The sequence below is a fragment of the Rhodohalobacter sp. 614A genome, from assembly GCF_021462415.1.
Lineage (GTDB): Bacteria > Bacteroidota > Rhodothermia > Balneolales > Balneolaceae > Rhodohalobacter.
Genome location: NZ_JAKEDS010000001.1, coordinates 1,130,190 through 1,144,170 on the forward strand (window position 1 = coordinate 1,130,190; position 13,981 = coordinate 1,144,170).

The following is a 13,981-nucleotide window of genomic DNA, read 5'->3' on the forward strand; positions in this document are numbered from 1 at the left end:
AAAATGACACATTCTCCAAGACTTAGAAGTAAATATCTGCTTGTTCTTTTGTTGTTTCTGATGATTAGCACATCAGAACTTTATGCTCAAAATCAATTTGGTGAGCTTGCTGAAGGCCCATATGGCAAATTGGTCATCCAAAATGCGATGGTAATTCCAGGGCATGGTGGGCCGCCTGTGGGTCCCTACGATATTATCATCGAAGGAAATATGATTACGGATATGGTTCCGTTCGATCCGGTTACCGCTGAGCGTCGGGGTGATACAGATCGGCCAACCGGCGACCGGACCATCGATGCTACCGGCAAATATATCATGCCGGGAATGATCGATTTGCACATGCATTTGAGACAGGAACCCATGCCAATCGAATATGTTTATTACACAAAACTGGCCCACGGCGTGACTACGCTTGTGCCGGCGCCCGATCGCGGACTCGATACCGCAATGGACGAAGCAGAACGAAGTGCGAATAATGAGATTCTGGCTCCCCGAATGTTTCCAATCTGGGGCTGGGGAAGTAATACGGATTTCGACAGAGAATTTTTGGAGAATCCGGAAAATGCTCCGGAAATAGCCGAAGAGATGATGAGCCGGGGAGCACATGTCGTAAGCGTCGGAAGTTTGGGGTGGAATCAGGAATTACTGGGTGCCGTTTGCGAAGCGGTAACCGAAGCCGGCGGAATCACAACCTATCATATTCCCCCAAATACAACCTCTGTTACACAAGCTGTGGATGCCGCACGGCTTGGGGTGACAATGATTGAGCATCACTATGCTTATGCCGAATCTTCGCTCGACCGCCAGGTACAGGACTATCCGCGGGATTACAATTACAATGATGAAAATGCCCGTTTTCGTCATGCAGGAAAAGTCTGGACCGAGGCAAACAAAGAACGTTTATTGGGCGAAGTTGCAGACTCTCTTGTTGCATATGGAGTTCACATGCTTCCCACGCGGGTCGTTTACGAAGCCAATCGCGATATTCTTCGGGCAACCAGCCTTCCCTGGCATGAAAAATATACGCATCAGGCACTCATCAACTGGAATCTGCCGAATCCAGCTTTTCATGGTTCTTATCACTATGACTGGACTTCCGATGATGAATTCTACTGGAGTTACGCTTTTGATTTATGGGGAGATCTGATTTATGAATTCAATAAACGCGGCGGACACGTTTCCTACGGCACAGATGATAACTACATTTGGGCTACGCCCGGTTTCTCCAATATTCGGGAGTTACAACTGCTTCGCGAAACCGGTTTACATACCCTCGAAGTACTGAAAGCAGCTACGTACAACAGCGCAATAACATTGCGGCAGGAAAAACTTGGCCTGGTTCGCCCGGGTTATAAAGCGGATTTAATGATTGTGGATGGCAGCCCGCTTTACAATTTGCGTTTCATGTATTCATTCGGGGCGGTTACTCTTGATGAGAATGGTGAAATGATGCGGACGAATGGCATTGAACATACCATCAAGGATGGTGTTGTTATCAATAATGAACGGTTGATGGAAGAGGTAGAACGGATGGTGAAAGAATCCAAAGAAGGGATTGATGAATCCAATATTCAGAACTCTCCATTTTTGATTGAAGGCGAATAAACAGCAAACTCATTATTTTCTGTTATAATTTATAATCATATATCAATTTTCAACAGACAGAAGGTATTTAAAGTGGTTAAACTTATTTTTGGTCGATTTAGGCAACTATTCCTGATTTTTATTCTCATTTCTACCATAACAGCTTGCTCTCAATCAGAAACAGAAATCTATGTAGATGATACCAATGAGGCTTTGACGCTTCTTGAGCAACAGCGCTCGGAAGCTATCACTGCTTTGGAACAGGAGGTAACGGCCGAAAACGTAAATAAATTAATTGATCTTGGGAGCTGGATAGAGGCCGATCAGTTTTTAAAACAAAGCTCCGGATCAGGTATAGATCTGAGTTTGGCGGAGGCTCGTCTTCTGATGAAAAAGCATCAATATCAACAGGCAGAAGAAGTAGTTCAGAATGTGCTGCAGGAGAATCCATCACACATCGGCGCAAACGTTCTAAAAGCAAAGCTGGACGTACAAGCCTGGAATCTGTCTGAAGCAGCGCTAACCGCTCAGGAAATTTTAGAAGCCGAGCCGGAAAATAAAGATGCCGGTGTGATTATGGGCCAGGTAGCTCTTTTGAGTCGGGATTATGAATCGGCGTTAGAATGGGCGGAGGATGTACAATCTTGGTACCCGGATTTTGCCGACAGTTATCTTTTGGAAGCGGAAACCCAGTTTTGGGATCAAAATCCCGCCGAAGCTGAAGAAGCTCTCACCCGTGCAATTGAACTTGATCCATTTAACGCGGATGCCCGTTTTAGTTATGGTTATGCTATCTGGCGCCGTGTGGATGCCACTCAGCTTGACGATATGGCTAATCAGTGGAACCTGGCGATGGAGGTGAATCCGTTGCACTATCTCACGCATTGGCACTTCGGAAATGGCCACACCAATTTAACCTATGCCGATTATGCGGAACCGAGCGACAGCCTCGTACGTGCCCGGCTGGCGGAAGCGGATGCCTTAATCCCGGAAGGAAGAGTAGATGAAGCGATTGCAATGTCTTACGAAATTGAGTCGGAATATCCCGAGTCTGTATTGCCCGAAATGTTTCGCGGATCGGCATTTTACATGCATTACAATATGGATCATATTGCCAGGATTGATTCCGCGCAGGCTGCATTTGAATCGATTTTGGAACGCAAGCAGAACTATGGCCCGGCTCATAATGGGTTGGCGGCTGTCATCAAACAGCGTCAGTTTACCTACCTGAATGCCTATCCACAGCTCGAAGAAGTGATTGATCAGACCGAAATTCCCGAAGAAGGGTCGGTTTTTTACGATGTGTTTGAGGATGCGAATTACTATCCGGGAGATCGCGTGAAGAAAATGATCGCCCAGCAGATTGGTCCCAGCAAAGCCTACCTGCCAATGATCCAAATGTTTGATTCCGATTTTGCAATTCCACCCCTACATAAGGATTTGGCCGAGGCGATGGAGCAGAGTTATTTTCGATTCGGTACCACGTTTGATAATCGCCAGTGGATGGACATTCGCGGCGTGGGAAGTGGCGCAACCGGAATTGAATATCTCGAACGGGGCGCGCACCTGGAGCGAAATGTGCTGGCTCATGAGTATGCCCATCTCTATCACGGGCGAATCCTGACGGATAAAGAAAGCCGTCGAATTCGGGAGCTTTATTTTGCGGCCAAAGAGGGAGATTACACATTGGATTATTACGCCAGCAATAATGAAAGTGAATATTTTGCGCAGGGATATGCCGGGTTTTTGTCTGAGTCGAAAGTGCATCCGCTGAATCATAAATCGATGAATACAAAAGAATACATTCAGGAAAAAGATCCTGATTTGTATGCATTTCTGGATTCTCTTCTCCAAAAACAACAAGCCTATTTGGATGGCGAAACCGAGCTTTTTGATGATAACTGGGCGCAAACATATGTATCACTTGCGGGACGTTCGGGTTGGGGAGGCGGTCCTGACATTGAACAGGCGGCGGAGTATTTGGAAACGGCGCTGTCTTATAGTTCCGATTATCTTCCGGCGCTGTTAGAATACGCTGAGTTACACGCAGAGCAAGGCGATTTTGAAGCAGCAGCCGACAAAATCACCCAGGCCAAAGAGGTTGATGAAAATTATGCGCCGATTTACGTGACGGAAGCTAACCTGATGCACCAGGAGGCATTGCAGGGAAAAATAACCTTTCAGGAAAGTATTGAATCACAGCAAGCGCTATTCGAAAAAGTGGATTCGCTGGAAACGGATTTAGCAGAACGCGCGAGTGTGAATCGGTTATTCAGAAGTCGGCTGGAGGAGTACGGGCATGTCAAAGAAGCAATGGACGTGGCGAACGGATATGCAGAAAACGGGCCAACGGTTTCGACGTATCTGCGGGATCGCAAAGAGGAAGCCGAAGCATATGCAGATTTTCTTCAAAGCAAGTTGGGTTTCTCTGAAGAAGTCATAGAACCATTTCAGGAACTGGTTGGCCAAAATCCCCAGAATTTTGAATACCGGCGAATGTATGCGGATGTTCTTTACAATGCTGGCGACTATGAAGAAGCACTTCGGGTTCTTGAAGAAGGACAGCGAATTTTGGAATCCGCCAATAATGAACGAGCAGATTATACACTTCGCATCGCCCGATTAATATTTGATAATAGCCCAGAAGAAGCTCTTTCCATGTTGAGTGACCTGGACAAAGATGAGCTCAGCAGCGAAGATCAGGTGCTATTGGCGGAATTATATATCGAATCAGGTGAAACAGAGGAGGCTTCATCGGTCATCGAAGCAATGGACGAACCGGTCACACCGATTGAAAAGGCCAACAGGCAATACATCGAAGGGAAGCTGGCAATCTCATCGGGCGAAAACGAAAGTGCCATCGAACACTATCAGTCAGCATTATCAGAAAATCCCTATCACTTGAACGCTCGCCAGGAATTGACAGAGCTTTATGAAATTCAGGATAATGAGTCGGCCGCAGAAGAACTTTCAGAGGAAGCAGAACAACTGGGAATTAATCTTTGAACCGGAGCTTCCATCAAACCAAATCATCAAATTTAAAAACAACAATCATCATTCAAATCGGCATCTATCATGGATTCTGTAAATAAAACCAACTATATACGTTTACTATTTATACTTTTTTGTGGGTTGTACCTGAGCAATCCGTTGCTCATTCAGGCACAGGAATTAAACCGGGAATTGCCTGCGGATACCGTTTTGGTTTCCACAGATGAAGTGACCATCAAGGGCGAAAATATTCCTTATCAAGTCATGACCGGAACCCAGCCGGTGTACGGTGAAGACGGTGAACCCGATGCGGCGCTTTATTTTACTTATTACGAACGAACGGATGTGGACGATAAAGCCAATCGCCCGATTTTTATCTCGTTCAATGGCGGGCCGGGAGCCGGATCGCTCTGGATGCACCTGGGATACACCAGCCCGAAACGCCTGAAAATCAGTGACGAAGGATATCCCGTTCAGCCATATGGAATTGAAGACAATCCGCATTCAATTTTAGATGTGGCCGATATCGTATATGTGAATCCAGTAAATACCGGTTTTTCCAGGATTCTGAATGATGGAGAAGGCGAACAATTTTTTGGGGTGAATGAAGATCTGACGTACTTGGCAGATTGGATCGATAATTTTATTTCGCGTCGCGGACGATGGGAATCACCAAAATATTTGATTGGTGAAAGTTATGGAACGCCTCGTGTTTCCGGTCTTTCAGGTATGCTTCAAAGCCGGCACTGGATGTTTTTAAATGGTGTGATTTTAGTTTCCCCCACGGGATTGGGTCTCGAACCGGCCGGTCCGGCACCCCGGTCGTCAGTTCTTAAATTACCATATTATACGGCCGCGGCCTGGTATCACAATCAACTGCCCTCTGAATTACAGAGCAGGGATCTGACGGATCTGCTGCCGGAAGTAGAAGATTTTACGATTGATGAATACTTGCCGGCCGTATCGCGTGGAGGATTTATCGATGATGCTAAAAAGCAAGAGATCACCGGAAAAGTAGCTCAATATGCGGGTTTGTCCGAAGAGTTTGTAAGCAATTACAACAACGTTGTACCGGAATCGGCTTTCTGGAAAGAGTTACTGCGTGATGAGGGTTTTACCATTGGCCGTCTCGATTCGAGATATAAAGGAATTGATAAAGCAGCCGGTGGGGATCGATACGACTATCCGGCGGAATATTCTTCGTGGAAGCATTCCTTTACGCCTGCAATCAACCACTATTTGAGGGATGTTCTCGGCTTTGAAACCGATCTGCAATATTACGTATCGGGCCCGGTTCGTCCGTGGAACCGAGATGGAAATGAAACCGGAGAAATGCTGCGGCAGGCCATGGCAGAAAATCCCAATCTTAAAGTGATGGTTCAGTCCGGTTATTATGACGGAGCGACGGATTATTTCTCCGCCAAGTATGTAATGTGGAATCTGGATCCTAGTGGAAAAATGAAAGACCGCTTTCGGTTTGAAGGCTATCGTAGCGGACATATGATGTACCTGAGAACGGAAGACCTGGAAAGCTCCAATGAGCATATCCGGGAGTTTATCATGGATTCACTTCCCGAAGAAGGAGCTCCGGCGCAGTACTAATCAAACAGAAAATCTACATTTATAAAGAGGGTGCCTTTTTACAGACGGCTAACATCTTAAGATTCCTCAAACTATTTCAGGGCACCCTTTTTTAAACTCTAAAAACAGGTAATGAAACTCCCCTTTCTTTTTGCAAAACGTTTTGTAGCAGGTGAAACGTTAGGCCAAGCACTGCCTTCTGTACAAGAGATAAATAATAAAAACATTGCTGTAACTCTCGATTTATTGGGAGAAGATGTTACGGATCAACAAACTGCTGACGAAACGGTTACAGAATATATCCATCTGCTGAAGCAAATTCAGGAAGCGGGATTGAACGCTACCATTTCCGTTAAAGCTACGATGCTGGGCCTCAGTATCGATAAATATCATTGCAAAGAAAATTTGTTCTCTCTTCTTGAAGTGGCAAAAGATCTGGGCCAGTTTGTAAGGATTGATATGGAAGGTTCAAAACATACGCAGACAACAATCAACCTGTTTAAGGAAGCTCAAAGACAATTTGGCAATCACGTTGGAATTGTAATTCAGGCATATCTGCACCGATCAAGAAATGATATCGAGGAACTGGCCGATTTAGGAGGAGACATCAGAATTTGCAAAGGGGCATATAACGAGCCAGAAGACATTGCGCTCCAAAATATGAATGCCATTCGCGATGCTTACAAATCATATGTAAAAGTCTTATTGAAGAAGACGTACTATCCGCGTATCGCCACTCACGATGATGAGTTGATTCAGTGGGTAAAACAGTATGCAAAAAAGGAAAATATCGACAAGTGTGGCTTTGAATTTCAAATGCTCTACGGACTTCGGGAGCAGACCATAATCGATTTGGTAAATGAAGGGTACAATGCCCGGATTTACGTACCCTATGGAACCATGTGGTTTCCCTATTTCAGGCGCCGCCTTGCAGAACGAAAAGAGAATATCTGGTTTGTGCTGAGTACTCTTTTTAAGCAGTGATAGGGTGATAATAGATTGATCGCTTAACGCTCCGGAGGGATTTCAACGAGGAAATTTCAGAGGTGATTTTTTATAAAGTGTTTTCGACCCCGTTTCAAAAAGATGAAACTGCACTCAAACTGACGGGTTTTAGCTTTTTATATCTTAATGTTGGTGGCGTTCTTTGCCCGTAATTGCGGGATTAAAAAGAGAAGAGGTGTACCCTGATTTTAGAACTCAACTGAGAACACTTGCTAATTGATCACACTTCTTTGTGTAAGATTTTGGAGTTGTCCCGGTCAGTCTTTTAAACTGCCGATTGAAATTGGAAACGTTGTTAAATCCGCTTTCAAAGCATATTTGAGAAATACTTAAATCGCTGTTTCTAAGAAGTTTGCAAGCCTGGGAAATTCGTACCTCATTTAAAAATTCCGAGAATGTTTTTCGGGTGCGTTTTTTAAAAAATCTGCAAAAAGCCGCTTTACTGTAGTTCGCTACATGGGCAATTTTCTTTAAAGGGATATCTTCTTTGTAATTGGTGAGGATGTAATTAATCACACTGTTAATACGCTCACTTTCTTCATCTTTGGGAGGAGTTGAAGTAGTAACCGTTGTCAGGTATTCATAATTTTGCGATCTGGCTAAATGATTTAATATCGACAGAATTTTAAGGAATCGGTCAAATCCGGAGATGTTAAGGAGCTTTTTTATTTCATCACCCAAGGTATATGCAAGGTCAGGATAAAATTTAATACTTCGGTTTGCATGGCGGATAAGATTTCGGATTGTAAGAGTTTCAGAGATGTTGAAAAATCCATCTCCCAGCGAGTTAATATGGAAAAAGACATTTATCGAGCGGGAACTGAGGCCCGAATTACTTTGAAAATATTTCGGATCACTCTTAAAAAGGTGGCTTTGGTTCGGGCCGATCAAAAAAAGGTCGCCACGGGCAAAAGGCGTAATAGAATCGCCCACAAAAAGATCACCCGATCCTTCAATGATATATGTGAGTTGCAATTCCGGGTGATGGTGAAGTTGGTCGTAGAAATGATCTAAATCATCATATTCCAGGACAAACCCTTCTTTATCAATTTTTGGTATGCGAAAATGAATCGATTGTGCTTCATACATAGTACTATATTCTTAATTAACAGTACTTAATTAATCACGGAGGCCAATTTTATATAATTATTTGGCTTATACAAGCTGTAGAGATCAATCTGATAATATTTTCATAATTTTAGAAAATATTATATAGGTATTGGCTTTATTCTTTCTCGTTATTTTAGGCAAATAACACAAGTAACCTAAAAAAATAATTATAAAGCTTCATTGGAAAGGTGTTTACCCAGCAATCCATGCTTGAGCAACTTTTAAAGCTCGATAATATCCAGGCCATAAAAGAATCTACGCGCGATCTTACGAATGTAACAAGGATGATCAACCGGTTTGGTGATGAGATTAAAATTCTCTGTGGCGTGGATACATTGGCAATGGAAGCGATGATTATGGGGGCTCATGGATGGGTTGCCGGCTTGGTAGCCGCTTTTCCGCACGAAACCGTTGCTGTGTATCAATTGATACAAGAAGGTAAAATCAAGCAAGCACGAGAGCTTTTCAGATGGTTTTTGCCATTGCTTGAACTCGATATCAATTCCAAACTTGTTCAGAATATAAAACTGGCAGAAGTGGCAACGGGTTTGGGGACAGAATACGTTCGCCCACCGCGATTACCGTTGGCGGGAGAAGAAAGAGAATCCGTTCAGAATATTATCGATACGGCTTTGGCCAGCCGGCCTGATTTGTCGGCAACAACTTTTTAATAAGCAAAAATATATTTCTTCTTGCCAAACAATCCGGCAATGGGCGGAGGCGCTGTTGAATCACCCGATGATTAACCCAAATCGTTTTATGTGAGTTTGATTTTAATCGTCAGGATTGCCATTTACAGGAATTTTATTGTCGTATTCAACACGTGTGATCGGAACCTCATACGGCTCCCAAATACCAAATGACAGAAACGGAGCAATGCTCTTCCAAATCCTCATGATCTCGCTGTCTTCTTTGAATGTAGCTCTTAGAATGGCCATCAAATCTTCATTTATCTTTCGTTCCCACTCGGCTCCATATCGATTATAACCTTCTTCTTCGCTCATCAAGAAATCTTCGGGGGTGCGGTAGTTAAGCTGTCTGTAAAACCGGTGGGTGCTGCCATAATCATTCAATTGATAGCGATTCATGTCAGATTGCAGGATATCCATTTGGTAGGGAGCTGCGTTGGGATTCTGCGGTTGTTCTGCACTTTGCTCTTCCGGGAACTCTCTTGGGGTTTTGGTACTGTCTTCACTTTGTGCCAAAGCCACAGATGCAAAACTCAGTGTAATCAGAATAACTCCGGTAAACGTTCTTGGAAATGCCGGGCAAATTCCGGACTTCGTAAGTGTGAAATAAATCTGCCTCAAAAAAAGTATAAGCCAGGATCTCATTTTTGAGGAAATTCCAGTTCGATTAATTTTTTCAAAAGTGAATGTATTTGATGAAACCGGCTCCATCATAAAGCCATAATAATAAACTACTGAGTTCCGGTATTATTTTAGTTTGTTTCAATTTCGATTAAAACAGGCCGGTATGTTGATTTTTATACATTGAGAAGCCCCCCGCAAAAAAACGATGTTATGGAACAATTCCTATTCAAAGCTATCTAACTATCTGTAACTCATTAGAAATCTTATTGATAGACTTAATGAGTTACAATATATCAACACGAAGCCAGATTGTTTGTCGGTTCAAATTGGCAGTGGAGAACAAATTTAATGTGGTGCGCAGAAATTAAGGACCTTCCATCACTGCGATTAATGGACCGATATTCATTTAGGCCGTGTTTAAAACGAACAATGAACCCTAACAAAAACAGAAGATTCAAGATGAAAAAATCAGTGAGAATAATAGTTGCGCTTCTTTTTATGATGAGTACAGCCTTTTTTGTACAGTGTGGAGACTCAGGCGAAATGGAAGCCGACAATAATTTTGAACAAGAACGAGAGGAATTGCTGGCAGATCTTGAAGATCTCGAGCAAAACATAAATGAAGATCTGGATGAACTGGGAACCCGGATTGAAGATGCCGGCGAAGATCTTGATGAAGGTGTACAAGAGGCCTATAACGAACTTCAGGATCAACAAAATGAAGTTGAAGAAGCCATTACAGAAGTAGAAAATGCTACCGAAGATGGTTGGGAAAATGTTAAATCAAATACCCAAGAGGTATATGATGACATTTCTGACCAATTCGCACAATGGCAACAGGACCTTGAAAACCTGGAAATAGATATTGATGCGAATTCTTAAGAAGTAATTTCGCAGAAACTAAAAAAGGGCGGCCATTATTGGCGGCCCTTTTTTTATGGTTAAAATTTTTTTGAACAGTTTATACAAGGCTACTCTTTTATTATTTCTTGCTTGAAGACTTGTGTTAGTTTTAATCATCAGGCAAGACCTCTCCTCCAAAATTCTTTTTTACCGGTTAAAAATACATTTTAAAAGTTATGATGGATCGATTCTAAATAGCTCCGTCAAGATGAGAAGAAATCTATTTGGTTTATCCGTAACTTTTATTTTAGTAACATTTGTGAAATACGGGCTTTAAATAACGGTTGGCTTACATGATGAATTTAACTCAGGTTGTGTTTTCTGAGGAGAAAGGGTGGAATACAACATATAAAACCACAGATTTTTCACCTGGCAAAGCAAACCTTGTATTGGCTTTTTCGGCAAAAAAATTATTGTCAGATACAGAGCTGACGGATTCGATACAAGAAAGATATCCAAATGCAGAAGTTGTTTTTTGCAGTACCGCAGGTGAAATTGCCGGAGTTCATGTAGATGATGATACCATTGCGTGCACAGCCATTCAATTTGAGAAGACGAGCCTAAAGACTACAATACTCAATATCGGTGATTTTGAGTCAAGTTTTGAATTAGGTTCTAAAATTCCGGAGGCCCTGGGCGTGTCGGGTTTAAAGCATATCCTCCTTATTTCCGACGGACAATTGGTGAATGGTACAGAACTGACAAATGGCATTAGCGAAGCTACTCCGGAATCCGTCATCATTACGGGAGGAATGGCCGGGGATGCGGCTAATTTTTCAGAGACCATTGTAGGATTAAACAAAGAGATAGGAACCGGAAATGTAGTTGGTATCGGTTTCTATGGAGATCATTTGAACGTAAAATATGGAACCATGGGAGGTTGGGATGAATTTGGACCACACCGAACCGTTACCAAATCAAATGGTAATATTTTGTATGAATTGGATGGTAAAAGTGCACTTGATCTCTATAAAAAATACCTGGGGCCCAAAGCGAATGAGCTTCCGGGATCTGCGTTACTCTTTCCGCTAAGTATGCAGACAACCCCGGAACGTGAACCATTGGTACGAACCATTCTTTCTATTAACGAGGATGATAAGTCCATGATTTTTGCTGGAGACATCCCTCAGGGTTCCACGGTTCGGTTTATGAAATCCAACTTCGACCGGCTTATTGATGGCGCTTCAATTGCAGCTTCAAATAGCCTGGATAAAGAAAATGATCATCTAAAACCGCAACTGGTACTGTTGATAAGCTGCGTTGGGCGGAAACTGGTTTTAGATCAGCGGATTGAAGAAGAAGTGGAAGCTGTAGAGGAAGTTTTTGGGAAGAATGTATGCTACGGTGGATTCTACTCGTACGGAGAATTGGCGCCCAGTCAACGTAACACGAAATGTGATTTGCATAATCAAACAATGACATTGACAACTTATTTTGAAAGTTGACAAAGCCATAAAGCAAATAATGAAAGACAAGAAAATAGATAATTCGTTATTGCTTCGTCAGATACGCAAGTATCTGGGATCGGTGGATAATATCCAGGAAGAAATGGAGCCAATTTTTTTGGCAATTAATCAATCTTACAATCATTACGAAGGGGATCGGGAGTTGATTGAACGGGCGATGGATTTAAGTTCAGAAGAGCTCTCCGAATCCAATACAAAACTCAAACAGCAAGTTGATATACATGTAAAAACCCTTCAAAAAGTAAAAGAGTCTCTTGCCACTTTAGAGATAGAAGACTCAGAATTTGTTGATGGAACCGATCTTGTAAAATTGGCCGAATATTTACAATCAGAGATTAATCAACGCCGGAAGGCAGAGAAAGAGCTTAAAGCAAGCAGGAAACGTTACAAATTACTTATAGAGACTGCACAGGACATTATTTACAGGGTAAACAAAAAGGGTGTTTTTTTATACATGAATCCTGTGGCTTACCGGCTTTTGGGCTATTCGGCAAAAGAAATCAGGAAGATGAATTATGTTGATTTAATCCGTAGCGATCATCAAAAAAGAGTCGTGAATTTTTATAAAAAGCAGGTTAAAGATTTAAGAGAATCGACCTACCTGGAATTTCCCATTCAAACAAAAAATGAAAAGGAAATCTGGATTGGACAGAATGTTCAGTTGATTACGGAAGATGGAGAATTTCAGGGCATTCAGGCTGTAGCCCGGGATATTACTGAGATTCATCGGGTTAGTGAAGATTTAAAAGCTGCAAAGAAAGAAGCGGAAGAATCTTCAAAGGCAAAGGAGATTTTTCTGGCAAATATGAGCCATGAGATTCGCACCCCCATGAATGCTATTATCGGTATGGCTCGCCTTCTTCAAAAAACAGAATTGGATTCAGAACAAAAGAAATATCTTCAGGCTATATCAACAGCTTCCAATAATCTGATTGTATTGATTAATGATATTCTGAACTTGTCGAAGATTGAATCAGGCAAACTTGAAATTGAAGACCTTGGATTTCGAATTATTGATTTACTTGAATCGATTTATTATTCCCAGAAAATTATTGCCGATTCCAAAAAACTGGATTTCAGCTATTCTCTGGATCCGTCTGTTCCCTGGATTTTGCGGGGAGATCCCTATCGCTTTAACCAGGTTTTAACCAACCTTATAAACAATGCGATTAAGTTTACACAGCATGGTTACGTAGAATTAAATGTGAAACTTCTGGAAAAAGTTGGAGATGAACATCGCATCCTTTTTTCTATAAAAGATAGCGGAATTGGTATTCCGGAAGATAAGCTTGGGGAAATTTTCGACAGTTTCTCCCAGGCCGATAACAGCGTAACCCGAAAATTTGGCGGCACCGGCCTTGGGCTGTCCATATCAAAATCTCTTGTTCAGATGATGAATGGAGAACTGAGTGTTGAAAGTACATTGGGAGAGGGCACCGAGTTTTCCGTTATTATTCCGTTTAAAGAGGCGAAAGAAGTTGACGTGAATATTGAGCAGGATTTCGATTCCCGCTCTTTAGAGTTGAAAGGAATGAATGTGTTATTAGTGGAAGACAACCACATTAACAAATTGGTGGTAAGTACTCTTTTTGATAAATGGGGCATTCACTACGATTGGGGTGAAAATGGAGAAGAGGCTCTCGAATTTTTGAAAAAGAAGAAGTACGACATTATCCTCATGGACATACAAATGCCTATAATGAGTGGATTGGAAGCGACCGAAATTATTCGGAAAGATCTCAAACTGAATCTTCCCATTATTGCGCTAACTGCCCATGCATTTAAAGAAGATGAAGAGAGATGTATCGAAAGTGGAATGGACGATGTAATCGTGAAGCCGTTTGAGCCTTTTTTGTTATTCAATAAAATGTTGAACCAGCTTTATATAAAAGGCAAGACAACAATTAATTAAGCTGTATACAAACGCAGAGAAGAAGGAAGCTTTCTGCATTTATTATAAAAGTACGTTTTTTTAGAACGACCGTGCTTGCCAACATGTTCTTTCAAATCAATCGGCAGGAAAAAGCC

9 protein-coding genes and 1 pseudogene are annotated in these 13,981 nt (G+C 42.2%); 8 read left to right on the forward strand and 2 right to left on the reverse strand.

The genetic code is table 11. The features are described from left to right. The first annotated feature begins 3 nt into the window (after window positions 1–3). The 4 genes from L0B18_RS04415 to L0B18_RS04430 all read left to right on the forward strand — a co-directional run bounded on the left by L0B18_RS04415 (window position 4) and on the right by L0B18_RS04430 (window position 7,140). The gene (locus L0B18_RS04415; RefSeq protein WP_234568235.1) at window positions 4–1,605 is read left to right on the forward strand and encodes an amidohydrolase family protein; all 1,602 of its coding nucleotides are present in this window, start codon (window positions 4–6) and stop codon (window positions 1,603–1,605) included. A 72-nt stretch (window positions 1,606–1,677) separates the two neighbouring features. Continuing rightward, window positions 1,678–4,590 carry a tetratricopeptide repeat protein gene (locus L0B18_RS04420; protein WP_234568237.1) on the forward strand — a complete coding sequence of 971 codons (2,913 nt, stop codon included), beginning with the start codon at window positions 1,678–1,680 and terminating at the stop codon, window positions 4,588–4,590. Window positions 4,591–4,659: 69 nt separating this feature from the next. Next, a complete protein-coding gene (locus tag L0B18_RS04425) occupies window positions 4,660–6,177 on the forward strand; it encodes a S10 family peptidase (protein ID WP_234568239.1) in 1,518 nt (505 codons plus the stop codon). Window positions 6,178–6,288: 111 nt separating this feature from the next. Then, entirely contained in the window at window positions 6,289–7,140 is an 852-nt protein-coding gene (locus L0B18_RS04430; protein ID WP_234568241.1) for a proline dehydrogenase family protein, read from the forward strand. Window positions 7,141–7,356: 216 nt separating this feature from the next. Here the strand turns inward: L0B18_RS04430 and L0B18_RS04435 are convergent, their stop codons facing one another. Continuing rightward, window positions 7,357–8,250, reverse strand: a complete 894-nt coding sequence (locus tag L0B18_RS04435) for an AraC family transcriptional regulator (RefSeq protein WP_234568243.1) — start codon at window positions 8,248–8,250, stop codon at window positions 7,357–7,359. Window positions 8,251–8,456: 206 nt separating this feature from the next. On the opposite strand from L0B18_RS04435, the pseudogene L0B18_RS04440 reads away from it, so the two are divergent. Beyond that, window positions 8,457–8,942: pseudogene (locus L0B18_RS04440) on the forward strand (dihydrodipicolinate synthase family protein); the annotation flags it as partial. 102 nt (window positions 8,943–9,044) lie between these two features. Here the strand turns inward: L0B18_RS04440 and L0B18_RS04445 are convergent. Continuing rightward, window positions 9,045–9,605 (reverse strand): hypothetical protein, encoded by a 561-nt coding sequence (locus L0B18_RS04445; protein WP_234568246.1) that lies wholly within the window; start codon window positions 9,603–9,605, stop codon window positions 9,045–9,047. Window positions 9,606–10,043: 438 nt separating this feature from the next. Here L0B18_RS04445 and L0B18_RS04450 point away from each other — a divergent pair, with 438 nt between their 5' ends. The 3 genes from L0B18_RS04450 to L0B18_RS04460 all read left to right on the forward strand — a co-directional run bounded on the left by L0B18_RS04450 (window position 10,044) and on the right by L0B18_RS04460 (window position 13,865). Continuing rightward, window positions 10,044–10,466, forward strand: coding sequence for a hypothetical protein (locus L0B18_RS04450; protein ID WP_234568248.1), 423 nt, complete (start codon window positions 10,044–10,046; stop codon window positions 10,464–10,466). 314 nt (window positions 10,467–10,780) lie between these two features. After that, on the forward strand, window positions 10,781–11,932 hold the full coding sequence (locus L0B18_RS04455; protein ID WP_234568250.1) for an FIST signal transduction protein: 1,152 nt from the start codon (window positions 10,781–10,783) through the stop codon (window positions 11,930–11,932). 19 nt (window positions 11,933–11,951) lie between these two features. Then, entirely contained in the window at window positions 11,952–13,865 is a 1,914-nt protein-coding gene (locus L0B18_RS04460) for an ATP-binding protein (RefSeq protein WP_234568252.1), read from the forward strand. Window positions 13,866–13,981: the final 116 nt, after the last annotated feature.

Coding starts and splice junctions, on each gene's coding strand:
- L0B18_RS04415 (WP_234568235.1), top strand. CDS start 4: ATGACACATTCTCCAAGACTTAGAAGTAAATATCTGCTTGTTCTTTTG.
- L0B18_RS04425 (WP_234568239.1), top strand. CDS start 4,660: ATGGATTCTGTAAATAAAACCAACTATATACGTTTACTATTTATACTT.
- L0B18_RS04430 (WP_234568241.1), top strand. CDS start 6,289: ATGAAACTCCCCTTTCTTTTTGCAAAACGTTTTGTAGCAGGTGAAACG.
- L0B18_RS04435 (WP_234568243.1), bottom strand. CDS start 8,250: ATGTATGAAGCACAATCGATTCATTTTCGCATACCAAAAATTGATAAA.
- L0B18_RS04445 (WP_234568246.1), bottom strand. CDS start 9,605: ATGAGATCCTGGCTTATACTTTTTTTGAGGCAGATTTATTTCACACTT.
- L0B18_RS04450 (WP_234568248.1), top strand. CDS start 10,044: ATGAAAAAATCAGTGAGAATAATAGTTGCGCTTCTTTTTATGATGAGT.
- L0B18_RS04455 (WP_234568250.1), top strand. CDS start 10,781: ATGATGAATTTAACTCAGGTTGTGTTTTCTGAGGAGAAAGGGTGGAAT.
- L0B18_RS04460 (WP_234568252.1), top strand. CDS start 11,952: ATGAAAGACAAGAAAATAGATAATTCGTTATTGCTTCGTCAGATACGC.